Source organism: Pectobacterium sp. CHL-2024, assembly GCF_044751765.1.
Lineage (GTDB): Bacteria > Pseudomonadota > Gammaproteobacteria > Enterobacterales > Enterobacteriaceae > Pectobacterium > Pectobacterium brasiliense.
Genome location: NZ_JBIXKO010000006.1, coordinates 97,012 through 118,537, shown reverse-complemented (window position 1 = coordinate 118,537; position 21,526 = coordinate 97,012). Strand labels below are relative to the sequence as shown.

General features: G+C 52.5%; 22 protein-coding genes. 13 read left to right on the top strand and 9 right to left on the bottom strand.

Annotated elements, in window-relative coordinates; translation table 11 throughout:
• Window positions 1-59 precede the first annotated feature (59 nt).
• Window positions 60-878, top strand: a complete 819-nt coding sequence (gene tcdA / locus ACIPUG_RS11535; protein WP_400338453.1) for a tRNA cyclic N6-threonylcarbamoyladenosine(37) synthase TcdA — start codon at window positions 60-62, stop codon at window positions 876-878.
• A gap of 15 nt (window positions 879-893) precedes the next feature.
• Here the strand turns inward: tcdA and csdE are convergent, their stop codons facing one another.
• Together csdE and csdA are read right to left on the bottom strand one after the other, a co-directional pair.
• On the bottom strand, window positions 894-1,349 hold the full coding sequence (csdE, locus tag ACIPUG_RS11530) for a cysteine desulfurase sulfur acceptor subunit CsdE (RefSeq protein WP_205537264.1): 456 nt from the start codon (window positions 1,347-1,349) through the stop codon (window positions 894-896).
• A 3-nt stretch (window positions 1,350-1,352) separates the two neighbouring features.
• Window positions 1,353-2,558, bottom strand: a complete 1,206-nt coding sequence (csdA, locus tag ACIPUG_RS11525) for a cysteine desulfurase CsdA (protein ID WP_400338451.1) — start codon at window positions 2,556-2,558, stop codon at window positions 1,353-1,355.
• A 183-nt stretch (window positions 2,559-2,741) separates the two neighbouring features.
• On the opposite strand from csdA, the gene ACIPUG_RS11520 reads away from it, so the two are divergent.
• The 4 genes from ACIPUG_RS11520 to rlmM all read left to right on the top strand — a co-directional run bounded on the left by ACIPUG_RS11520 (window position 2,742) and on the right by rlmM (window position 5,984).
• The gene (locus ACIPUG_RS11520) at window positions 2,742-2,963 is read left to right on the top strand and encodes a YgdI/YgdR family lipoprotein (RefSeq protein ID WP_005975888.1); all 222 of its coding nucleotides are present in this window, start codon (window positions 2,742-2,744) and stop codon (window positions 2,961-2,963) included.
• Window positions 2,964-3,500: 537 nt separating this feature from the next.
• Window positions 3,501-4,424, top strand: a complete 924-nt coding sequence (locus ACIPUG_RS11515) for a transcriptional regulator GcvA (RefSeq protein WP_010296350.1) — start codon at window positions 3,501-3,503, stop codon at window positions 4,422-4,424.
• Window positions 4,425-4,495: 71 nt separating this feature from the next.
• Entirely contained in the window at window positions 4,496-4,891 is a 396-nt protein-coding gene (locus ACIPUG_RS11510) for a DUF423 domain-containing protein (RefSeq protein WP_012773618.1), read from the top strand.
• Window positions 4,884-5,984, top strand: a complete 1,101-nt coding sequence (rlmM, locus tag ACIPUG_RS11505; RefSeq protein ID WP_010284783.1) for a 23S rRNA (cytidine(2498)-2'-O)-methyltransferase RlmM — start codon at window positions 4,884-4,886, stop codon at window positions 5,982-5,984. Before ACIPUG_RS11510 ends, rlmM begins: the two co-directional genes overlap by 8 nt.
• A 54-nt stretch (window positions 5,985-6,038) precedes the next feature.
• On the opposite strand, the gene xni is transcribed toward rlmM, so the two are convergent.
• The 3 genes from xni to queF all read right to left on the bottom strand — a co-directional run bounded on the left by xni (window position 6,039) and on the right by queF (window position 9,541).
• Window positions 6,039-6,821 (bottom strand): flap endonuclease Xni, encoded by a 783-nt coding sequence (xni, locus tag ACIPUG_RS11500; RefSeq protein ID WP_400338450.1) that lies wholly within the window; start codon window positions 6,819-6,821, stop codon window positions 6,039-6,041.
• Window positions 6,822-6,892: 71 nt separating this feature from the next.
• On the bottom strand, window positions 6,893-8,257 hold the full coding sequence (ppnN, locus tag ACIPUG_RS11495; protein ID WP_010284789.1) for a nucleotide 5'-monophosphate nucleosidase PpnN: 1,365 nt from the start codon (window positions 8,255-8,257) through the stop codon (window positions 6,893-6,895).
• A 435-nt stretch (window positions 8,258-8,692) separates the two neighbouring features.
• A complete protein-coding gene (gene queF, locus ACIPUG_RS11490) occupies window positions 8,693-9,541 on the bottom strand; it encodes an NADPH-dependent 7-cyano-7-deazaguanine reductase QueF (RefSeq protein WP_119871831.1) in 849 nt (282 codons plus the stop codon).
• Window positions 9,542-9,611: 70 nt separating this feature from the next.
• On the opposite strand from queF, the gene syd reads away from it, so the two are divergent.
• The 4 genes from syd (at window position 9,612) to ACIPUG_RS11470 (ending at window position 12,633) form a co-directional block, all read left to right on the top strand.
• Complete coding sequence (gene syd, locus ACIPUG_RS11485; protein ID WP_039467062.1) at window positions 9,612-10,160, top strand: SecY-interacting protein; 549 nt, start codon at window positions 9,612-9,614, stop codon at window positions 10,158-10,160.
• 821 nt (window positions 10,161-10,981) lie between these two features.
• Window positions 10,982-11,332: a YqcC family protein gene (locus ACIPUG_RS11480; protein ID WP_039276076.1), complete on the top strand. Its 351-nt coding sequence runs from the start codon at window positions 10,982-10,984 to the stop codon at window positions 11,330-11,332.
• Window positions 11,325-12,110: a tRNA pseudouridine(65) synthase TruC gene (gene truC, locus ACIPUG_RS11475; protein ID WP_349859557.1), complete on the top strand. Its 786-nt coding sequence runs from the start codon at window positions 11,325-11,327 to the stop codon at window positions 12,108-12,110. Before ACIPUG_RS11480 ends, truC begins: the two co-directional genes overlap by 8 nt.
• A 67-nt stretch (window positions 12,111-12,177) precedes the next feature.
• Window positions 12,178-12,633, top strand: a complete 456-nt coding sequence (locus tag ACIPUG_RS11470) for a flavodoxin (protein WP_039284042.1) — start codon at window positions 12,178-12,180, stop codon at window positions 12,631-12,633.
• A gap of 72 nt (window positions 12,634-12,705) precedes the next feature.
• On the opposite strand, the gene ACIPUG_RS11465 is transcribed toward ACIPUG_RS11470, so the two are convergent.
• From ACIPUG_RS11465 to map, 4 genes are all read right to left on the bottom strand, one after another.
• Window positions 12,706-13,095: a DUF3461 family protein gene (locus ACIPUG_RS11465; protein WP_010296391.1), complete on the bottom strand. Its 390-nt coding sequence runs from the start codon at window positions 13,093-13,095 to the stop codon at window positions 12,706-12,708.
• Between the two features lie 347 nt (window positions 13,096-13,442).
• Window positions 13,443-14,270: a 2,3,4,5-tetrahydropyridine-2,6-dicarboxylate N-succinyltransferase gene (gene dapD, locus ACIPUG_RS11460; RefSeq protein WP_039276072.1), complete on the bottom strand. Its 828-nt coding sequence runs from the start codon at window positions 14,268-14,270 to the stop codon at window positions 13,443-13,445.
• Window positions 14,271-14,298: 28 nt separating this feature from the next.
• Window positions 14,299-17,013 carry a bifunctional uridylyltransferase/uridylyl-removing protein GlnD gene (glnD, locus tag ACIPUG_RS11455; RefSeq protein ID WP_039502955.1) on the bottom strand — a complete coding sequence of 905 codons (2,715 nt, stop codon included), beginning with the start codon at window positions 17,011-17,013 and terminating at the stop codon, window positions 14,299-14,301.
• Window positions 17,014-17,054: 41 nt separating this feature from the next.
• Entirely contained in the window at window positions 17,055-17,849 is a 795-nt protein-coding gene (map, locus tag ACIPUG_RS11450) for a type I methionyl aminopeptidase (RefSeq protein WP_014914446.1), read from the bottom strand.
• A gap of 344 nt (window positions 17,850-18,193) precedes the next feature.
• On the opposite strand from map, the gene rpsB reads away from it, so the two are divergent.
• From rpsB to frr, 4 genes are all read left to right on the top strand, one after another.
• Window positions 18,194-18,919: a 30S ribosomal protein S2 gene (rpsB, locus tag ACIPUG_RS11445; protein ID WP_010284816.1), complete on the top strand. Its 726-nt coding sequence runs from the start codon at window positions 18,194-18,196 to the stop codon at window positions 18,917-18,919.
• 134 nt (window positions 18,920-19,053) lie between these two features.
• Window positions 19,054-19,905, top strand: coding sequence for a translation elongation factor Ts (gene tsf / locus ACIPUG_RS11440; RefSeq protein ID WP_010296401.1), 852 nt, complete (start codon window positions 19,054-19,056; stop codon window positions 19,903-19,905).
• Between the two features lie 155 nt (window positions 19,906-20,060).
• The gene (gene pyrH, locus ACIPUG_RS11435) at window positions 20,061-20,786 is read left to right on the top strand and encodes a UMP kinase (RefSeq protein WP_010284821.1); all 726 of its coding nucleotides are present in this window, start codon (window positions 20,061-20,063) and stop codon (window positions 20,784-20,786) included.
• A gap of 136 nt (window positions 20,787-20,922) precedes the next feature.
• On the top strand, window positions 20,923-21,480 hold the full coding sequence (frr, locus tag ACIPUG_RS11430; protein WP_014914447.1) for a ribosome recycling factor: 558 nt from the start codon (window positions 20,923-20,925) through the stop codon (window positions 21,478-21,480).
• Window positions 21,481-21,526 lie beyond the last annotated feature (46 nt).

Here is a 21,526-nt window from a genome sequence, read left to right as displayed (position 1 = left end):
GAGCCGCTTTTTCTCGCGGTTTTATTTTCCTGTGATTTTGTTTTCGTAAGGTTGGTTGAATGAGTACGCAATTATCCGAAGCCTATTTGCAACGCTTCGGCGGCACCGCGCGGTTATATGGTCAACAGGCGCTGGCGCTGTTTTCTCAGGCTCACGTTTGCGTGATTGGTATTGGTGGCGTTGGCTCCTGGGCGGCTGAGGCGCTGGCACGTACCGGCATCGGCGCGATCACGCTGATCGATATGGATGATGTGTGTGTCAGTAACACCAACCGGCAGATCCACGCGCTGCGTCAGCACACCGGACAGTCGAAGACGGAAGTGATGGCCGAACGTATTCTGGCGATCAACCCGGAATGCCGCGTCACCTGCGTGGATGATTTCATTAGCGCAGAAAATGTGGCCGAGCTGCTCGACCAGAACTTCAGCTATGTGATTGACGCCATCGATAGCGTGCGTCCGAAGGCGGCGCTGCTCTCCTACTGCCGCCGCTATAAGATCTCGGTGGTGACAACCGGTGGTGCGGGCGGGCAGATCGATCCGACCCGCATTGAGGTGGTCGATCTGGCGAAAACGATTCAGGATCCGCTAGCTGCTAAGCTGCGTGAGCGGTTAAAGCACGATTTTAACGTGGTGAAGAACAGCAAAGGAAAGCTGGGCATCGACTGCGTGTTTTCCAGTGAACCGCTGGTTTATCCGCAGCCTGACGGTTCCGTTTGCGCGTCGCGCAGTACGGCTGATGGGGTGATGCGTATGGATTGTGCGTCAGGCTTTGGCGCTGCGACGATGGTCACCGCAACCTTTGGGTTTGTTGCGGTATCTCATGCGCTGAAGAAGATGATAGCGAAAAGGGAAAGAGCGTCTGCGCCGCAGAAATAAATAGCTCGAATGCCGCTATTTGTCCGCAGCCTCTTGTTCAGCAATCTCCTTGATTCTGGCGGCCAGCGCCGCCAGTCCGCTTGAACGCGAAGCGCTGAGCTGCGCGCGAAGCCCCAGCTTATCGAACAGCGCCAGCGGATCCTGCTGCAATAGCGCTTCTGGCGTTTCTCCCTCTACGGCGGTTAACAAGACCGCCAGTAATCCCCGCACAATGCGCCCGTCGCTGTCGCCGTAAAAATGCAGCCTGCCGTCTTCCTGACGTTGATAACCCAGCCAGACGCGATTTTCACAGCCGGATAATGAAATCTCCTCGGTTTTCAGCTCGTCTGGCAACGTTGGCAACGCTTTTGCCAGCAAAATGAGCTGCCGATAGCGATCTTCCCATGCGCGGCAGGCATCGAAGCGCGCCAGCAGGTCGGCGACAGTGGTGTGGTGGCCAAAAGGATGCGGGGTGTCAGTTGTCTGGGTCATGGTTTAGTCGATCAGTAATTCAAGGGCGTTGCCCACTGCGGCGATCAGCGCAGCAACATCTTGTTGGTTGTTATACGGGGCAAACGAAGCGCGGAGCGTGCCGCTGACACCGAGTGCGTCCATGAGCGGCTGCGCACAGTGATGTCCGGCACGCAGTGCGATGCCGCTTTCGGCTAATAGCGTTACCAGATCGCTGTGGTGTACGTCGGCAATATCAAAGGATAGCACGCTGGAATGTGGGCTACGGAAGCCGCGAAAGCCGGGGAACTGCGCTAAATACGTTTCGGCAAGCTGCGCTAACTGCTGGCTATGCTGCTCTGCGGCGTGCCAATCCAGCGTAGTCAGCCAGTCGAGTGCCGCAGACAGTCCAAGCACGCCGGCAATGTGCGGGGTTCCCGCTTCAAAGCGCTGTGGAATTGCCTGCGGTTTGAAACCGTCAAAGGACACCTGCGTCATCATCTTCCCGCCGCCTTGCCACGGCATCATGCTTTCCAGCAAGGCGGTTTTGCCGTACAGCACGCCAATCCCGGTTGGGGCATAAAGCTTGTGTCCGGAAAATGCGTAGAAATCAATATCCAGCGCCTGCACATCGGGTGGGCAATGAACGATGCCCTGCGCGCCGTCAACCATCACCACCGCACCATAGCGGTGAGCCAGCGCAATCGCACGCGCCAGATCGGGCTGGCCACCCGTCACGTTTGACATCTGTCCCAGCGCCAGCAGGCGGGTTTTTGGCGTGATCAGCGTGGCGAGCTGTTCGATATCCGGCAACAAGTCCGCGCCTATCGGTAACTTCACGATATTCGCGCCCGTTTGCTGCGCCACCATCAGCCACGGAATGAGGTTAGCGTGATGTTCCGCTTCGCTCACGACGATCTCATCGCCCGGTTGAAGGCGAGGGCGCGCATAGCTCTGCGCGACCAGATTGATCGCTTCCGTCGTGCCTCTGGTCCAGACAATGGAACGCGGATCGTCTGCGTGGAGCAACGCGGCAACTTGCTCACGAGCGCCTTCAAAACGCTGCGTTAACGCCTGCGCGCCGCGATGCTGGCTGCGATGCACCGTACCACTCTCGCTGCCATAGAACGCCTGCACAGCATCAATGACGGGCTGCGGCTTCAGTGCGGTCGCGGCGCTATCAAGATAGACAGTTGAATGCTGGAGAGCGGGGAACTGTTGGCGAAAGGTGGCGGGGTTAAATGGTGTCATGAGCATCCTCTTTTGGAGGGCAGATCCTGTCCCATTTTGTCGAGAGAGACAAGTTTAGGACTATGCCTAATGCGATTTTATGGAAAAAAAAGCAACTATTGCTACGCTTTAAAGTGTTAATTTTCAGGATTTCCTGATGAATAAGGTTAACTAGAAAACATTTAAATTCATTGAGGGTTAACTATGAAGAATAAAATTTCTATTTTTGCCGCTATCGTGATGGCGTTTTCTCTGGCAGCCTGTTCCAGTAATTACGTCATGCATACCAATGACGGTCGTACCATCGTCGCAGAGGGGAAACCGAAGGTTGATGATGAGACGGGTATGATCAGCTATACCGATGCCTACGGTCAGCAGCAGCAAATTAACCGTGATAATGTGAAAGAAATGGCGAAAGGGAAATAGTGCCGATTGCCCATCATCACACGTTGCCTGTTAAGCTGTGCCAGATGCTAGATCAGCGTGCCATGGCATTCAGGCGTGAATCGTAAGCAAAAAAAAGCACCGCAATTTGCGGTGCTACACAAAAAATCACTTTGGACAGACAGGGTAAATGTACAGGAAGTGAATAGGGTAGACTCGCTACCACATCTGCAAAAGGCAGACAAACAAATAGCAAACACAACATCACAACCACAAGCCAAAAGCACCTCAGGTCACCCCTCCGCACTTTTCGTTCCGGCCCAGGAAGTTGCGCTAATATAGGTATTTGCTGGTACATCCTCAACGGACAAATTATAATGTCTCGGATTACAAAAACTAATATATGTACCCGTCATCTTTTCGTTGTGGAGAGGTTGGTCGCTGTCGATTATTTTGATCGTGTAGACAGCGGATCGGCTGGGGCGATTTCCGATTGTCGCCTTTCTGCATCTTAAGCGTTATTGGGTACGAATGTGCCTGATAAATCGCTGATTTAGCGTAAACCAAAAGATTTCATTCATGTCAAAACGTCTCCCTCCGCTCAACGCATTGCGCGTTTTTGATGCGGCGGCTCGCCATTTAAGTTTTACCAAAGCGGCAGAAGAACTGTTTGTTACGCAGGCTGCCGTCAGCCACCAGATTAAGTCACTGGAAGATTTCCTGGGGCTTAAATTATTCCGCCGTCGTAATCGCTCCCTGCTACTGACGGAAGAGGGGCAAAGTTACTATCTTGATATCAAAGAGATCTTCTCCTCTTTGAATGAGGCAACCCGTAAGCTGCAATCCCGCAGCGCCAAAGGCGCGTTAACGGTCAGTCTGCTGCCCAGCTTTGCCATTCATTGGCTGGTGCCGCGTCTTTCGAGTTTTAACTCCGACTACCCGGGGATTGATGTGCGTATTCAGGCGGTGGATCGCGATGAAGATCGTCTGGCGGATGATGTGGATGTCGCGATTTTCTACGGTCGGGGAAACTGGCCGGGGCTGCGGGTAGAAAAGCTGTACGCCGAATATCTGTTGCCAGTTTGCTCGCCGGTGCTGCTGACGGGGAATCATCCGTTAAAAACGCCGGACGATCTGGTTGCACATACGCTGCTACACGATGCGTCGCGTCGTGACTGGCTGTCCTATACGCGCCAGCTTGGCGTGCAGATTAACGTGCAGCAAGGGCCGATTTTTAGCCACAGCGCGATGGTGTTGCAGGCGGCCATCCACGGGCAGGGCGTCGCGCTGGCAAATAATGTGATGGCGCAGACGGAAATCGAAGCGGGGAGACTGGTGTGTCCGTTTAACGATGTGTTGGTCAGCCGGAATGCTTTTTATCTGGTATGTCATGACAGTCAGGCAGAACTGGGTAAAATAGCCGCCTTTCGCCATTGGATTCTGGCGCGGGCAGCCAGCGAACAGGAAAAATTTCGCTTCCGCTATGACAACGGCACGCGCTGAAGCCGTGTCAGCTGGCTGTCGAAGATTGGCGGAATAACTCACGTAGATAACTACGATGATAGGTAAATACGATGAATAGTCGTTTCATGCTGGTGTTTGCTGCTATCAGTGGCTTCACTTTTGTCGCGCTGGGCGCGTTTGGCTCTCACGTTCTCAGCAAAACGCTGGGTGCAACGGAGCTGGGTTGGTTGAAAACCGGCCTTGAATATCAGGCATTTCACACGCTGGCGATTTTGGCGCTAGCGGTTGCGATGCAACAGCGAACCAATCTGTGGTTTTACTGGAGCAGCGTTTTTCTGGCGTTGGGAACGGTACTCTTCAGCGGAAGTTTGTACTGTCTGGCGCTTTCTCACCTGAAACTGTGGGTTTATGTGACGCCGATTGGCGGAGCCTGTTTTCTGGTGGGGTGGATATTATTATTGATTGGCGCACTGCGTCTGAAGAGAAAGGCTGAACGCCATGAATAAAGTCATTTTGTATTGCCGTCCTGGGTTTGAGAAAGAGTGTGCGGCAGAAATAACGGAAAAAGCCACGCAGCATAATGCGTTCGGCTTCGCACGGGTAAAAGAGAATAGTGGCTACGTCGTGTTTGAATGCTATCAGCATGAAGATGCCGAACGTCTGGTCAAAACGCTACCGTTTCATGAGCTGATTTTTGCTCGCCAGATGTTCGTGAGCGGTGAACTGCTACGCGACCTGCCGCCAGAAGACCGCATCACGCCGATCGTTGGTATGCTGACGGGAGCGATTGAACGCGCGGGAGAGCTTCGCGTCGAAGTTCCCGATACCAATGAAAGCAAAGAGCTGATGAAGTTCTGCCGTAAATTCACCGTGCCGCTGCGCGCGGCATTGCGCGAACACAAAATTCTGCTGGGTTATGAAAAAGCAGATCGTCCGGTGCTCCATGTGCTGTTCATTGCGCCCGGCTGCTGCTATGCAGGTTACTCTTATAGCAATAACAATTCACCGTTTTATATGGGGATCCCACGCCTCAAGTTCCCTTCTGATGCACCAAGCCGCTCGACACTGAAGCTGGAAGAAGCGTTTCACGTCTTTATTCCTGCCGACGAGTGGGATGAGCGTCTGGGCAGCGGTATGTACGCGGTGGATTTAGGTGCCTGCCCCGGCGGCTGGACTTACCAACTGGTTAAACGCAGCATGATGGTTTATGCGGTAGACAACGGCCCAATGGCACCGAGCCTGATGGACACCGGACAGGTGATGCACCATCAGGCGGATGGTTTCCGCTTCGAGGTACCGCGTAATAACGTGTATTGGCTGGTGTGCGATATGGTGGAGAAACCGGCGAAAGTCACCAGCCTGATGAGTGATTGGCTGATCAAAGGCTGGTGTCGTGAAGCGATATTCAACCTGAAGTTGCCGATGAAGAAGCGCTATGAAGAGGTATCGCAGAATCTTGCCGTGCTGCGCGAACGCCTAAGCGAAAATGGCGTTAATGCTGAAGTGCATGCCAAGCATTTGTATCATGACCGTGAAGAAATCACCGTGCATGTTCGTCGTTTCTGGAGCGCAGTGCCCGGCCGTCGCGACGAGCGATAGTCTCGATCTGGTGCGTATCTGGGAGTCACTCAGGTACGCATCCGTATTTATCTGCTAGTGAGAATGCGGCTGAGCGCTATTCTGCACTGGCAGCCTCAGTTGTTGTAGATTGCCATTAAGCGTTAAATCGGTACGTAGCGTCGCGACCTGACGACTGATCAGCGCCATTTCTTTATGCTGTTCCAGCTTCTTACGCCACTTCTCTGGTACGGTATCCAACTGCTGATACAATGCCTCCAGACTCCCGGCCTGTTGCAAAAGCTGTGTGGCACTTTTAGGGCCGACTCCTGCGACGCCCGGAATCTTACTGCTGCTAATGCCCGCCAGCCCCCAGTAGTCCGTAAGCTGCTGCGGTGACACACCAAATTCCTGTTCGATAAACGGCAGATCCAGCCAGCGTTTCTGAAAGTAATCCCTGATCTGAATGTGTGGTGCCAGTAGCTGGCAATACCCTTTGTCAGTCGACACGATCGTTGCCTGATGACCTGCGGATGATAGCTTGGCGGCCAGCGTAGCCGCCAGATCGTCGGCCTCATTGCCGGGACTATGCCAGCTTGCTACGCCAACGGCGGCAAATGCCGCTTTAATCTGCGGGAGTTCCTGCTTCAGATTCTCCGGCATTGGCGTGCGTCCTGCTTTGTAGTCCGGCAGGAGCTGGTGGCGCCAGCTGGTATCGCGATCTTCATCATCAAAGACGGCGACAGCATGCGTAGGCTGACTGTTTTGTATGAGTTGATGCAGCGCATGTTGGCATGCTGTGATACAGGGAGAACCTTGTACCGCATGAATGCGACGTATCAGATTGAGCGCGTCGACAATCAGCAAATGGACGGGCATCGCGTAATTCCTGATGTGATAAGAGGGGGAAGCCAGGCTTCCCCACAGAGGTACGACCGAGCGGTAAACCGTTAGGAGCAGATTTCGTAGCAGGGGATATAGGCGCTGCCGGGCAGCTTCATGCGCTGTTGTGCGACAAAGCCCTGTAGCAGCGTATCCATGCTTTTCATCATCTGCGGGTCACCGTGAATTTTGTACGGCCCACGTTGCTCAATCGCCTGAATACCGACTTCCTTCACATTACCAGCCACAATGCCGGAGAACGCCCGACGCAGCGCGGCAGCCAACTCTTCAGCGGGCTGATTAGGATGCAGGTTGAGGTCGGCCATATTTTCATGTGTCGGCTCAAAAGGCAGTTGCAGATCGGGTGCGATGCGCAGTGACCAGTTAAAGCTGTAGGCATCGCCCGTGTGGCGGCGGCTTTCTTTCACCTGCGGCATCGCTTTCTTCATCTGACGGGCGACTTCTGCGGCATCATTAATGATGATCGAGTAGTAACGACGCGCCTGACGGCCTAGCGTGCTAACAATGAATTCGTCCAGTACGCGGAAATAGTCTGCACTTTCCTCCGGCCCGGTCAGGATAATCGGCAGCACCTGCTCGCTGTTTTCCGGGTTCATCATAATGCCCAGCAGATAGAGGAACTCTTCCGCCGTTCCAACCCCGCCGGGGAAAATAATGATGCCGTGTCCGATACGGACAAACGCTTCCAGACGCTTTTCGATATCCGGCATGATAATCAGTTCATTGACCAGCGGATTCGGTGGTTCAGCGGCAATGATGGACGGTTCAGTCATGCCGATGAAGCGTCCTTCTTTATAGCGCTGTTGCGCGTGACCGACGGCGGCACCTTTCATTGGCGCTTCCATCGCACCCGGACCGCAGCCCGTGCAGATATTCAGTTCACGCAGGCCGAGCTGACTGCCTACCTTACGGCCATACTGGTATTCGATTTCATTAATCGAGTGGCCGCCCCAGCAAACCACCATGTTCGGTTCTTCCCCGACGTGGAGCGCTCTGGCATTACGCAGGATAGAGAACACCAGATTGGTGATATGGGCGGAATTTTCCAGATTCAGGTTCTGATAGCGACCTGCGCTGGCGATTTGGCCATTGACGAACAGAATGTCGCGCAATACGGCGAACAGGTTAGCCTGCAAGGCTCGAATGATGTTGCCGTCAACGAAGGCGTCTTCCGGCGGGTTCACCAATTCCAGTTTGACGCCGCGCTCGCGGCGCAGCACGTTGATATCAAAATCTTCATAACGAGACAGCAGCTCTTTGCTGTTATCTGTCTGGCTACCGGAATTCAGTACGGCGAGGGAACAGTTGCGAAACAAACGGTAGAGATCGCTGCTGGCTGTGCTTTTCAGCATGTCCACTTCCAACTGCGATAACAAATCCATCGATCCCAATGGGCTGATATGTGTAATCAATTTTGCTCCTTGAAACGCAATATAATTCGCGATGCCATGCTGGCTGCCGAGAGCACGTTCCATTGTTACACGCTCGACGTTTCAGCAGCACGGCACGAATGTCATTCATTTAAGGCGCTACGCGCATGCGTTAAATACCGCGGCCTAAATGAAACCTACTTGAGCACCGTTCAGACGTTATGGATCTTTTGTTGTCTGGCACACCACCTTAACGCGCTGCCATCATTTTTTCCAATGTTGGCGGCAGTCTCTCCCCTAACTTGCGTGACGCTACGCATATACCCGTCATACTTCAAGTTGCATGTGCGTTGGCTGCGTTCAGTTACCCGAATCACTTACTTGAGTAAGCTCATCGGGATTCCTTCGCTTGCCGCCTGCCTGAAACTCGAATTATTTAGGGTATCTTATCGTGCGGAGCTGTGATTTATCGGTCGGTTACTGGCGCGGTAGGCGGCCATTTGGCGCGTTAAACGAGGTGTTGCTGCGCCACGGGTTGATGTCCAGCCCGCCGCGGCGGGTATAACGGGCATACACGCTGAGTTTTTCCGGCTGGTAGTAACGCATGATGTCGTTAAAAATTCGTTCCACACACTGTTCGTGAAATTCGTTATGATGACGAAATGAGACAATGTAGCGCAGCAGCGCTTCACGGTTGATGCGCTTGCCGCAGTACTGAATCTGTACCGAGCCCCAGTCGGGCTGATGGGTGATCAAACAGTTGGATTTCAGCAGGTGGCTGACCAGCGTTTCTTCAACGACTGGTGCGTCCTGTTCGTTGGTCGCCAGATAGTCGGCGTTGAAGTCGTAGCTGTCGATCTGAATGTCCTGGTCGTCGATGCACTCGCCTGTGAATCCCGCTATCGGCTGGCCTTCAAGCTCGCTGAGTTTGAAAAGCGTGATGCTGACATCCCCCTGTGCGCAATGCGCCAGATCCTTGGCTAACGTTGCGCGTACGCTTTCCCAACTGTCGAATGCCGTCTGATTAAAGCTGTTCAGATACAGCTTAAAACTTTTTGATTCAATCAGATTCAGGCTTTCCGCATTGAGATGCATTTCACCAACGGCTACCTGAGGCACGCCGCGATTGTTCAGCCAGGAAAGCTCATAGAGCGTCCAGATATCCGCGCCATGAAAAGGCAGGCTGTCAGGATAAATGCCGAGTGGATCGCGGTTCAGGCTACGTGGCACGGGTTGCAGAAGTGCGGCATCATAGCGGTCATGATAGGGAGTGGGTTTGCCCAGTGTCAGCCCGCTCAGGGCTTGATGCTTGTCATAGACGGACATGCTGTTACCTTGATGTGATAAGCGTGATGGCGAATAGTGTAACCTGACTAAAAGAGTGATGAGAAAAATTATGGAGCATGAGGTTGTTTCAGCGCTGACGGCGTTCACCCAGCGCTATGTTGCCTGCTGGCAGCAGGAAAAGGGGCATTTGCCCGCCAGTGAAGCACTTTACGGTATACCTTCCCCGTGTATTGTCGAGAATCATGACGATACGGTTTACTGGTTGCCACAGCCTTTTGTGCCTTCAGCCGCATTGGATGGTGTGGAACGTGCGCTGGAAATCAGCCTGCATCCTGATGTTCATGCTTTTTACACCGCGCAGTATGCCGGGGATATGACGGCGCAGTTTGATTCGCTATCGTGCCAGCTGTTGCAGGTGTGGAGCGAAGAGGATTTCACCCGGATGCAGGAGAATCTGATTGGTCATTTATTAACGCAGAAGCGCCTTAAGCTCACGCCGACGCTGTTTTTAGCAACGACTGATTCAGAGCTGACAATGGTGTCGCTGTGTAATGTTTCCGGGGAAATCATCCTGGAAGAATTCGGCACCAAAAAGCGTCAGACCTTAGCGCCAACGCTAGCGGTGTTTCTTTCTGGCCTTAATCCATTAGCGGTCTAATGGTTAATCGAATTTCACTTTCTGCTTTGTGAGAGATCTCTTACATTCTCTGTAAGAAATGTCTTATCTTTAATGTTGAAAATATGTTTCATTTTAATTTTTTCATTATTAATTAGTTAATTATAAGAAAAATCCGCAAGGTCACTTAAGGGGTGTTGAGAAACACTGTCAATTACCCCTTGCTGAAAGCTGACAATTAATACATCTTATTACTTAAGTTAGTAACCGGTTACAGTGTGTGTAACCGTTACTATAGGTAACAAAATAACGTTACTGCACTCGGGTTATTTTCAGGAAGAAACATTGTTTCAGGAAGAGGCATTGTTTTAGGAAGAAACGCTGTTTTAAGGATAAACACTGTTTTAGGAAGAAACAGTCGCTTCAGGAAGAAGCGTTGTTTTCAGGAAGAAGAACGGTTTTCAGGAAGAAACATGGTTTCAGGATGAAATCAGGGACACCTCCAGGAAGGAGACCGAGAGCCGATTAGGAATATCGGTGGGGCAGGAGCCTAAAGGGATTGAATCACGGAAGATACAGGATGGAAACGTCAGGACGAAAGTGGGACGCCAGCAAGGATTGTGGGTTAGGACGACCAAAAAGGAAAAGTTTTCACGGATGAGCAGGGATGCAAATGTGTAGCGGGATAGCTATAAAACGAACCGGGGGTACTGAGCAATCAGTACCCCCAATTTTTTGCCTCTGACGATCGGATTGAGGGGTTATCATCGATAGCATATAGCTAAAATGCGACGATTGGGTCAGGCTGATATCAGTGCTATGCTTTGCCGCCATTACTGTAGGCGTCAAGGGCGAGAAACCGCATGAGTAGAGAGAACCAGGTTCGTCAGTCATTATTCGATATTGAGCGCGCATTGAGGGAAAGCCCTTTCTGGCAGGTTGTTCCGCCGGAAGAGGAGGCGTTTAACAGCACGGAGCCTTTCAGCCTCGATACCATGAAACCCGAAGAGTGGTTGCAGTGGGTCTTTTTGCCGCGCATGCATGCCTTATTGGACAGCGAGCTAGCACTGCCCGCTGAGCTGGTTTTACTGCCTTATTTTGAAGAAGCGCTGGAAGGGTCGCCAGAAGAGACGGCGGCGGTTCTGTTGCGTATCGGGCTGCTTGATGAGCTGTTCCGCCCGGATGCACAGGATGGCGCAGCGCACGATGCTTGAGATTATTTATCAGGATGAGCATCTGGTTGCCGTCAATAAACCCAGCGGCTGGTTAGTCCATCGTAGTTGGCTGGATCGCAAAGAAAAAGTCGTGGTGATGCAGACCGTGCGCGATCAGATCGGCCAGCACGTGTATACCGTTCATCGTCTCGACAGGCCGACATCCGGTGTGTTGCTGCTCGCGCTGTCCAGCGAGGTCGCACGTGCGTTATCCCAGCAGTTTGAATCGCATCAGATGCAGAAAATGTATCATGCCGTTGTGCGGGGCTATGTGCTGGATGATGGTGTGATCGATTATGCGCTCACCGAAGAGCTGGACAAGATCGCCGACAAGTTTACCAATCCTGATAAGGCACCGCAGCCTGCTGTTACGCATTACCGTTCCTTGGCGCAGGTCGAGATGTCGGTTGCCATCGGCCGTTACCCAACGGCACGCTACAGTCTGATGGAGCTGAAGCCACAGACCGGACGTAAGCACCAACTCCGCCGTCATATGTCACATATCCACCATCCGATTATCGGCGATACCGCGCACGGCGATTTGCGACACAATCGCGGTATGGAATCGCACTTCTCCTGCGGCAGGCTCATGCTGCATGCCAGCGAGTTACAGCTGAATCATCCGGTGAGCGGGCAGCCATTGACGTTGCAGGCGCGTTGGGATGCGCCGTGGCAGGGGGTGATGACTCAGTTTGGCTGGCAGGGGATTCTCCCTGAGTTTGAAGGGGTTGAGTTTCCTGCCGACTCAGGTCAGGATAGCGAGCATTTCGTCGAGTAATAGCGGTCTTATTACCACCGTCTTATTTTTGTATTACATATATCGAATTAAAAAGGGAGTCAGAAGCATGGCGCAGATTGGTATTTTTGTTGGTACGGTCTACGGGAATGCATTGCTGGTGGCCGAAGAAGCCGAAAATATTCTCAGAGATCGTGGGCACGAGGTTAAGGTCTTTGAAGATGCGACGCTGGAATCCTGGCTGGACTACCGCGAGCAGACGGTTTTAGTTGTCACGTCGACGACGGGACAAGGCCAGTTGCCTGATTCTATTGTTCCGCTTTACGCCGCACTGCGTGAAAAAGGCGGTTACCAGCCTGCGCTGCGCTATGGCGTGATTGCGCTGGGTGACAGCAGTTACCCGAACTTCTGCGCGGGTGGCCATCTTTTCGATGCGCTATTGCAGGAAATCGGTGCTAAGCGCCTGGGTGATGTTTTGGAAATTGATGCTGTTGAGCATCCAGAACCAGAAGTGATGTCATGCCCGTGGGTTGAAGCATGGGCTGATTTAGTTGACGCACAGTGATGCCGTGCTGAAATGACAAACGGGAGCCTGTCGTGCTCCCGTTTTCGTTTGCGGCCTGTGGAGATCATCGCCTTAGCGATTCTTGGTCAGCTTCTCTAAATCCGCTTCGATTTCGGTAATTTTGTTGGAAACGACGCTTTCCAGATGACGCAGATCGTCAAGGATTTTGCGTTTCAGATCGACTTCAACCTGTTCCTGTTGGCAGATCTTGTCTAATTCATCAATCACATAGCGCAGATTTGGGCTGATCTCGTTGATCTCTTTGTAGCCCTGTCCAGAGTTATCTGCCACGACGGTCTTGCGCTGGCGCGGATACTTGAACTTCACGCTTTTAGCGAAAAACTCGCCCTTATCTTTACGGAAATAGATCTTCAGGATGTCGTTGTTCGCTTCCTGACGCAGGCTATAGCGATCGATATCATCGGGATTGGTAATGCCCAGGCTTTTTAGATTGTCATACATAGCGTCACCTTCTCGGTTTTTAGATAGTCCTGATTATCATGCCAGCGAGAACCTACGCTGTTTATACTCGTCATACTTCAAGCTGCATGTGCGTTGGCTGCGTTCAGTCACCCGAATCACTTACTTGAGTAAGCTCATCGGGACTCCTTCTCTTGCCGCATTACGAGGCGCATAAATGAGCCTCGCCCTGTGGGCCAACGCTTTGCGTTGTTCAAAACGCTAACGTTTTGTCCTGCAACTCGAATTATTTAGGGTATACCCGCCATACCGAAGTATTTAGGGAACATATAAATAACTTATCGTTCGTACATAAAAAAACGGCGGGTGATTAACCCGCCGCTTCTAGTTTAGTCGATGGTGCGTAATAACTCATTGATACCCACTTTTCCGCGGGTTTTCGCATCCACTTTCTTCACAATGACGGCACAGTACAGGCTGTAGCTGCCATCTTTGGACGGCAGGTTGCCGGAAACCACAACGGAGCCAGCCGGTACGCGGCCATAGTGGATTTCGCCAGTTTCACGATCGTAAATACGGGTGCTTTGGCCGATGAACACGCCCATGGAGATGACGGAACCTTCTTCTACGATCACGCCTTCTACCACTTCAGAACGCGCGCCGATGAAGCAGTTGTCTTCGATGATGGTCGGGTTAGCCTGCAGCGGCTCCAGAACGCCGCCGATACCGACGCCGCCGGACAGGTGAACGTTTTTACCGATCTGAGCACAAGAACCGACGGTTGCCCACGTATCCACCATGGTGCCTTCATCAACGTAAGCACCGATGTTGACGTAAGACGGCATCAGTACAGTATTACGTGCAATAAACGCACCTTGACGCACGCTGGCGGGAGGCACTACGCGGAACCCTTCACGCTGGAAACGGGCTTCATCATAGTTTGCAAATTTCATCGGCACTTTGTCGTAATAACGAGTTTCTGCGCCTTCCATTACCTGGTTATCGTTAATACGGAAAGAGAGCAGCACGGCTTTCTTCAGCCACTGATGGGTAACCCACTGGCCGTCGATTTTCTCTGCAACGCGCAGGGCGCCGCTATCCAGCAGACTGATAGCCTGATTGACGGCTTCACGCGTGACGGTGTCTGCGTTTGCCGGAGTGATTTCAGCGCGACGCTCGAAAGCCGTCTCAATGATGTTCTGTAATTGTTGGTGCATCCTGATTTCTCTTTCCTGATTGTAAAAATTAACTCAATGGTACTTTATCGTTTGGGTTAAGGGCTTCTGTCAACCGTTCTTGCAATTTAAGGCGTAAATCCGGCTTTAATGCCCGCCTGTCGCTGTCGGCCAGAATGAAAAGATCCTCTACCCGCTCGCCGATTGTGGAAATGCGTGCACCGTGCAGCGACAGGTTGAGATCGGCAAAAATTTCACCGATACGTGCCAGCAGCCCCGGTTGGTCAAGCGCGCTGAGCTCCATGTAGCTACGTCTGTCCGTATGTGTCGGCAGAAAGTTGACTTCGGTTGGTACGCTGAAGTGTCGCAGCTTGGGTGACGGTCGGCGCACGCGCGGATGTTGATAGTGCCGATGTGTCAGCGCCTGTTCCAGCGCGTGGCGTATCATTTCATGCCGATCCTGCGCCAACGGGCTGCCGTCCGGTTCCAGCACAATGAACGTATCCATCGCCATGCCGTCGCGGCTGGTAAAAATCTGCGCATCGTGCACGCTGAGGTTGCGTCTATCCAGTTCGCCAGCGACCGCCGCGAAAAGATAAGGCCTGTCCGGGCTCCAGATAAAGATCTCTGTACCGCCACGGCTGGCCTGATGGCTGATCAGCACCAGCGGTTTGTTGACATCATGCTCCAGCAAGTGGCGCGCGTGCCAGGCAAGCTGATTTGGCGAATGGCGCAGGAAATAATCGGCCCGGCAGCGGCTCCAGATGTGGTGCAGCGCTTCTTCATCAATATTGTCCATACGCAGCAGCGCCAGTGCCTGCAAGCGGTGATGCCGGACGCGTTCGCGTAAATCTGGCGTATTTTGCATGCCGCGGCGCAGCTGTTTTTCCGTCGCGAAATAGAGTTCACGCAACAGGCTCTGTTTCCAGCTGTTCCACAGCGTTTCATTGGTGGCGCAGATATCGGCAACCGTCAGGCTAACCAGATAGCGCAGACGGGTTTCGCTCTGCACTTCCGTAGCAAATTGCTGAATGACGGTGGGATCCTGAATGTCGCGACGCTGTGCGGTGACGGACATCAGTAGGTGGCAGCGCACCAGCCAGGAAACCAACTGAGCTTCACGCGAGTTCAGCCCGTGCAGCGCGGCAAACTCCAGCACATCCTGCGCGCCCAGTTCCGAGTGATCGCCCCCGCGACCTTTTGCGATATCGTGGAACAGCGCGGCCAGCAGCAATAATTCGGGCTGCGGCAGGCGAGGGTAGAGCTCGACGCACAGCGGGTGCTGTGGTCGCGTATCCTCGTCGGCGAAGCTCTCCAGCTTGAGCAGAACGCGGATCGTGTGCTCATCCACCGTATAAGCGTGAAACAGATCGAACTGCATTTGACCGACAATGTTCCCCCACAGCGGCATATATGCCCACAGCACGCTGTGGCGATGCATTGGCAGTAGCGCACGGCTTACTGCATGCGGGTGGCGCAGAATATTCATGAACAGCTGGCGCGCTTCTGGGATGGTGCAAAGCGGGCTGGCGAGATGGCGACGAGCATGACGCAACTGGCGCAACGTGGTGGAGTAAATGCCGCTGATGTCACGGTTGCGTACCATCAGGTAGAACATGCGCATAATGGCTTCCGGTTTTTTGATAAACAGGTTTTCATCGCGCAGGTCCAGCAGATTGCCGCGTAGCTGAAACTCATCGTCAATCGGGCGGGGCTTTTCACTCGCGTCCAGCGCCAGAATCGCTTCGTCAAAGAGCTGCAACAGCATCTGGTTCAACTCGCTGACGCGACGCGTCATACGGTAGAAATCCTTCATCATGCGCTCGACTGGCGTGTTGCCTTCACCCTGATATTGCAGCAGCTGTGCGACGTTCAACTGTCTGTCGAACAGCAGCCGGTTGTCGTAACGCGGCAGGATCAGATGCAGGGCGAAGCGGATTCGCCACAAAAAGCTTTGGCACTCGTTCAGCTCTTTACGTTCCGCCTCGGTTAGAAAGCCGAAACCTACCATTTCATTGAGCGAGGTCGCGCCGAAGTGGCGTCTCGCGACCCACAGCAGCGTGTGAATGTCGCGTAGCCCGCCTGGGCTGCTCTTGATGTCGGGCTCCAGATTGTAGCTGGTGCTGTGGTAGCGCTGATGGCGTTCCTGCTGTTCGGCGATTTTTGCCGGGAAAAACGTGTCTGACGGCCAAAATTCATCACTGAATACGTTTTTTTGCAGCGAGAGAAATAGGGCAACGTCGCCGCATATCATGCGGGATTCGATCAGGTTAGTGGCGACGGAAATATCTGCGCGTCCTTCCTGTAAGCACTCTTCCAGCGTTCTGACGCTATGGCCGACTTCCAGCTTCAAATCCCACAGTAGGGTGATGAATTGGCCGACGCGCTGGGAATGTTCTTCACTCAGCGCTGTCTGACTCAATACCAGCACGTCGATATCGGAAAGCGGGTGTAGCTCACCGCGGCCATATCCGCCTACGGCGACCAGTGACGTTTGCGCGATATTTTCAAAGCCGTAGAAATACCATAGCCGCTGCAACAGGCGATCGATGAACAAGGTTCTGGCATCAATCAGCTTTTCTGCGCTGACTCCGGAGCGGAATTCTGAACCGAGCCAAAGCTGAAACAGTTCCAACTGCTGTTTTAACGTCTGACAATCGAGCATGTCATCCGCGTAGGTCAGCGGTGAAGCGGGCAACTGTGCGGGTGCAATGGGGTCTATAGGGCTGTTTGATGAGGCAGCGTCAGGTGGTGTACTGTCTGGCGAAAAGCGGTTATCTGTCATAGCGCAGCCCATAAAAAAGCCGGCATCTGCCGGCTTAGTGTTTACTGTTCATGCGTGATGATGTTGGGGATGGTGTCATCCTTTCGCAACGTCATTATTTCGCAGCCGTTATCGGTTACCACAATAGTATGCTCGTACTGTGCCGACAAGCTGCGATCTTTGGTTTTTACCGTCCAGCCGTCTTTCATCGTACGAATACGGTAATCACCGGCATTGAGCATAGGCTCGATCGTGAATGCCATACCCGCTTGCAGCACGACGCCACCGTCGTCTGCATCGTAGTGCAGCACCTGTGGCTCTTCGTGGAAGCCCTTGCCGATGCCGTGACCGCAATACTCACGCACTACGGAGAAGTTATTCCCTTCCGCGAACTGCTGGATCGCCTTGCCCAGCGTGCGCAGGCGAATGCCCGGCTTAACCATTTTCAGTGCCAGATAGAGGCTTTCCTGCGTGATGCGGCAGAGGCGCTCACCCAGAATGGTGGGTTTGCCGACGATAAACATTTTTGACGTATCGCCGTGGAAATCGTCTTTGATCACGGTGACGTCGATGTTGACGATATCGCCGTCTTTCAAAATGCGTTCTTCGCTAGGAATGCCGTGGCACACCACTTCGTTGATGGAGATGCAGACGGATTTCGGGAAGCCGTGGTAGCCCAGACAAGCAGAAATGGCCTGCTGCTTGTTGGTGATGTGATCGTGACAGATTCTGTCTAATTCGGCAGTGCTCACGCCGGGTACCACGTGGGGTTCGATGATTTCCAGGACTTCGGCAGCCAGACGACCAGCTACGCGCATTTTTTCGATGTCTTCAGGAGTTTTAATTGAAATTGCCATTGATGATTGTCCGCAGGTGCCTGTTAAGCACAAAAATTAAGAGCGATAACTAATAACTTATGTTACCAGCCATGCCGCTGGCTTGCCAAACTATCATTCTGATTTGTGGACGATTGAATAACAAATGTTGGTGTCGCTGGGGGATTTATGGTATAAAGCGCGCCGATGATCCGGCTGGATATCGGTTATACGGTATTCAACCACATCGACTAAACTCACTTTGTGTAAATAACACACACATGTCGGCACGTTCGCCGGGGTGCTCCTGAGGTGTTTCACCGGATGGGGTCGGCGCAATGGGACATGTGGAGGCATAACCCCATACTTAATTAATAGAGGTAATCATGGCAACTGTTTCCATGCGCGATATGCTCAAGGCTGGCGTACACTTTGGTCACCAGACCCGTTACTGGAACCCGAAAATGAAGCCATTCATCTTCGGTGCACGTAACAAAGTTCACATCATCAACCTTGAAAAAACTGTACCAATGTTCAACGACGCTCTGGCTGAGCTGAGCAAAATTGCTTCTCGCAAAGGCAAAATTCTGTTCGTTGGTACTAAGCGCGCAGCAAGCGAAGCGGTAAAAGATGCAGCCAACAACTGCGATCAGTTCTTCGTGAACCATCGTTGGTTGGGCGGTATGCTGACTAACTGGAAAACCGTTCGTCAGTCCATCAAACGTTTGAAAGATCTGGAAACCCAATCTCAAGACGGCACGTTCGACAAGCTGACCAAAAAAGAGGCGCTGATGCGCACTCGTGAACTGGACAAGCTGGAAAACAGCCTGGGCGGTATCAAAGATATGGGCGGTCTGCCAGACGCGCTGTTCGTTATCGACGCAGATCACGAGCACATCGCAATCAAAGAAGCTAACAACCTGGGTATTCCGGTATTCGCAGTGGTTGATACCAACTCCGATCCAGATGGCGTTGACTACATCATCCCTGGTAACGATGACGCAATCCGTGCAGTTAGCCTGTACCTGAGCGCTGTTGCTACTGCTGTCCGCGAAGGCCGTTCTCAAGATCTGGCTGTGCAGGCAGAAGAAGGCTTAGTAGAAGCTGAATAATAAGTCTGGCTCGTTGAGCCCTTATTAACCAGGTAGTACTAGTTTGGTTAGGGGCCTTTTTATGGCCCCTTTTTCACTTTTAAAGCTGTTTGGTCGTGACGACCAGGCAGAACAAATCTTCCGAGGATTTTAGAATGGCTGAAATTACCGCATCCCTGGTAAAAGAGCTGCGTGAGCGTACCGCTGCGGGCATGATGGAATGTAAGAAAGCGCTGGTTGAAGCTAACGGCGACATCGAGCTGGCAATCGAAAACATGCGTAAATCTGGCGCAATTAAAGCAGCTAAGAAAGCAGGTAACGTTGCTGCTGATGGCGTGATCAAGACTAAGATCGACGGTAACTACGCTGTGATCCTGGAAGTTAACTGCCAGACCGACTTCGTTGCTAAAGACGGTGGTTTCCAGGCATTTGCTGACAAAGTGCTGGACGCTGCGGTTGCAGGCAAAATCACTGACGTTGACGTGTTGAAAGCACAGTTCGAAGAAGAGCGTGTTGCACTGGTTGCGAAAATTGGTGAGAACATCAACATTCGTCGCGTTTCCGCTCTTGAAGGCGAAGTTCTGGGTAACTACCAACACGGTGCGCGCATCGGTGTTCTGGTTGCCGCTAAAGGCGCTGACGAAGAGCTGGTTAAACACCTGGCTATGCACGTTGCAGCAAGCAAACCAGAATTCGTTAAGCCAGAAGACGTATCTGCTGAAGTGGTAGAAAAAGAGTACCAGGTTCAGTTAGAAATCGCGATGCAGTCTGGCAAGCCGAAAGAAATCGCAGAGAAAATGGTTGAAGGCCGTATGAAGAAATTCACCGGCGAAGTTTCTCTGACGGGTCAGCCTTTCGTTATGGATCCAGCTAAGTCTGTTGGTCAACTGCTGAAAGAGCACAACGCTGACGTGACTAACTTCATCCGTTTCGAAGTGGGTGAAGGTATTGAGAAAGTTGAGACTGACTTTGCTGCTGAAGTTGCAGCAATGAGTAAGCAGTCTTAATAGCAAAAAAAAGAGCCGCCAGTTGGCGGTTCCTTTTTATCCAGCCCAAAGAGTTTTAGTTCGCTTGGTTTCCTGCATTCAGATAGGAGCCGAGTAGAACAGTTTTGATTTTTACAACCCCCCAATACGACGACAGCCTGTAGGATAAGAACACCATGGCAACCAATGCAAAACCCGTCTATCAACGAATCCTGCTGAAGCTCAGTGGCGAAGCTTTACAGGGAACTGAAGGTTTTGGTATCGATGCGAGCATTCTGGATCGCATGGCTCAGGAGGTGAAAGAACTGGTTGAGTTAGGCATTCAGGTCGGTGTGGTTATCGGCGGTGGTAACCTGTTTCGTGGCGCGGGTCTGGCTAAAGCGGGTATGAACCGCGTTGTGGGCGACCACATGGGAATGCTGGCGACCGTCATGAATGGTCTGGCAATGCGTGATGCGTTGCACCGTGCCTATGTGAACGCTCGCCTGATGTCTGCTATTCCGCTGAATGGCGTCTGTGACAACTACAGCTGGGCAGAGGCGATTAGCCTGCTGCGTAATAACCGCGTAGTGATCTTCTCCGCTGGAACAGGCAACCCTTTCTTCACCACGGATTCTGCGGCTTGTCTGCGCGGCATTGAGATTGAAGCGGATGTCGTATTGAAAGCGACCAAAGTCGATGGCGTCTATTCTGCCGATCCAGTGAAAGATCCTTCAGCGACGATGTACGAAACGCTAACCTATCAAGACGTGTTAGAACGTGAGCTGAAAGTGATGGATCTTGCCGCGTTCACGCTGGCACGCGACCATAATTTACCCATCCGTGTTTTCAATATGAACAAACCTGGCGCACTGCGTCGCGTTGTCATGGGTGAAAAAGAAGGGACGTTGATTAGTCAGTAATAACGGCTCACGCTAATTATGGGGTACTATACTCCCCAGTATTGCGCCATACGCCAGCCGCGCGCTGGCATTAATTATTCACCGGGTCATGTACTGACATGGCCTGCCAGGCAACCAGTTTTCAAGGGTTCACAACGTGACTAATGAAATCAGAAAAGATGCTGAAACGCGCATGGACAAATGTGTTGAAGCGTTTAAAAATCAGATCAGCAAAATCCGTACCGGCCGTGCATCGCCTAGCATTCTCGATGGCATCCAGGTTGAATACTATGGCAGCGCAACGCCACTGCGTCAGGTTGCTAACGTTGTCGTAGAAGATTCCCGTACGCTGGCAATCACCGTATTCGACCGTTCACTTGGCCCGGCAGTTGAGAAAGCGATCATGGCTTCCGACCTCGGCCTGAACCCGTCTTCTGCTGGTACCGTAATCCGTGTTCCGCTGCCACCGCTGACGGAAGAGCGCCGTAAAGACCTGATCAAAGTGGTTCGTGGCGAAGCAGAGCAGGGGCGCGTTTCTGTGCGTAACGTGCGCCGTGATGCTAACGACAAACTGAAAGCGCTGCTGAAAGATAAAGCGATCAGTGAAGATGAAGAACGTCGCGCTCAGGACGACGTGCAGAAGCTGACTGACAACTTCATTAAGAAAGTGGACGTCGCTCTGGCAGAGAAAGAAGCGGAGCTGATGGAGTTCTAATCAGCCTGTTGAATAGTGCGTCGCAGGGAATTTGTGGGCTTGCCCT

Excerpts from the sequence above, each read along its gene's own strand:
- glnD (WP_039502955.1), bottom strand. The coding sequence starts at position 17,013 with ATGACAGATAACCGCTTTTCGCCAGACAGTACACCACCTGACGCTGCC.
- ACIPUG_RS11465 (WP_010296391.1), bottom strand. The coding sequence starts at position 13,095 with ATGTATGACAATCTAAAAAGCCTGGGCATTACCAATCCCGATGATATC.
- csdE (WP_205537264.1), bottom strand. The coding sequence starts at position 1,349 with ATGACCCAGACAACTGACACCCCGCATCCTTTTGGCCACCACACCACT.
- tcdA (WP_400338453.1), top strand. The coding sequence starts at position 60 with ATGAGTACGCAATTATCCGAAGCCTATTTGCAACGCTTCGGCGGCACC.
- truC (WP_349859557.1), top strand. The coding sequence starts at position 11,325 with ATGCTTGAGATTATTTATCAGGATGAGCATCTGGTTGCCGTCAATAAA.
- tsf (WP_010296401.1), top strand. The coding sequence starts at position 19,054 with ATGGCTGAAATTACCGCATCCCTGGTAAAAGAGCTGCGTGAGCGTACC.
- rlmM (WP_010284783.1), top strand. The coding sequence starts at position 4,884 with ATGAATAAAGTCATTTTGTATTGCCGTCCTGGGTTTGAGAAAGAGTGT.
- dapD (WP_039276072.1), bottom strand. The coding sequence starts at position 14,270 with ATGCACCAACAATTACAGAACATCATTGAGACGGCTTTCGAGCGTCGC.
- ACIPUG_RS11510 (WP_012773618.1), top strand. The coding sequence starts at position 4,496 with ATGAATAGTCGTTTCATGCTGGTGTTTGCTGCTATCAGTGGCTTCACT.
- pyrH (WP_010284821.1), top strand. The coding sequence starts at position 20,061 with ATGGCAACCAATGCAAAACCCGTCTATCAACGAATCCTGCTGAAGCTC.
- map (WP_014914446.1), bottom strand. The coding sequence starts at position 17,849 with ATGGCAATTTCAATTAAAACTCCTGAAGACATCGAAAAAATGCGCGTA.
- xni (WP_400338450.1), bottom strand. The coding sequence starts at position 6,821 with ATGCCCGTCCATTTGCTGATTGTCGACGCGCTCAATCTGATACGTCGC.
- ACIPUG_RS11520 (WP_005975888.1), top strand. The coding sequence starts at position 2,742 with ATGAAGAATAAAATTTCTATTTTTGCCGCTATCGTGATGGCGTTTTCT.
- ACIPUG_RS11480 (WP_039276076.1), top strand. The coding sequence starts at position 10,982 with ATGAGTAGAGAGAACCAGGTTCGTCAGTCATTATTCGATATTGAGCGC.
- queF (WP_119871831.1), bottom strand. The coding sequence starts at position 9,541 with ATGTCCGTCTATGACAAGCATCAAGCCCTGAGCGGGCTGACACTGGGC.
- syd (WP_039467062.1), top strand. The coding sequence starts at position 9,612 with ATGGAGCATGAGGTTGTTTCAGCGCTGACGGCGTTCACCCAGCGCTAT.
- ACIPUG_RS11515 (WP_010296350.1), top strand. The coding sequence starts at position 3,501 with ATGTCAAAACGTCTCCCTCCGCTCAACGCATTGCGCGTTTTTGATGCG.
- csdA (WP_400338451.1), bottom strand. The coding sequence starts at position 2,558 with ATGACACCATTTAACCCCGCCACCTTTCGCCAACAGTTCCCCGCTCTC.
- ACIPUG_RS11470 (WP_039284042.1), top strand. The coding sequence starts at position 12,178 with ATGGCGCAGATTGGTATTTTTGTTGGTACGGTCTACGGGAATGCATTG.
- rpsB (WP_010284816.1), top strand. The coding sequence starts at position 18,194 with ATGGCAACTGTTTCCATGCGCGATATGCTCAAGGCTGGCGTACACTTT.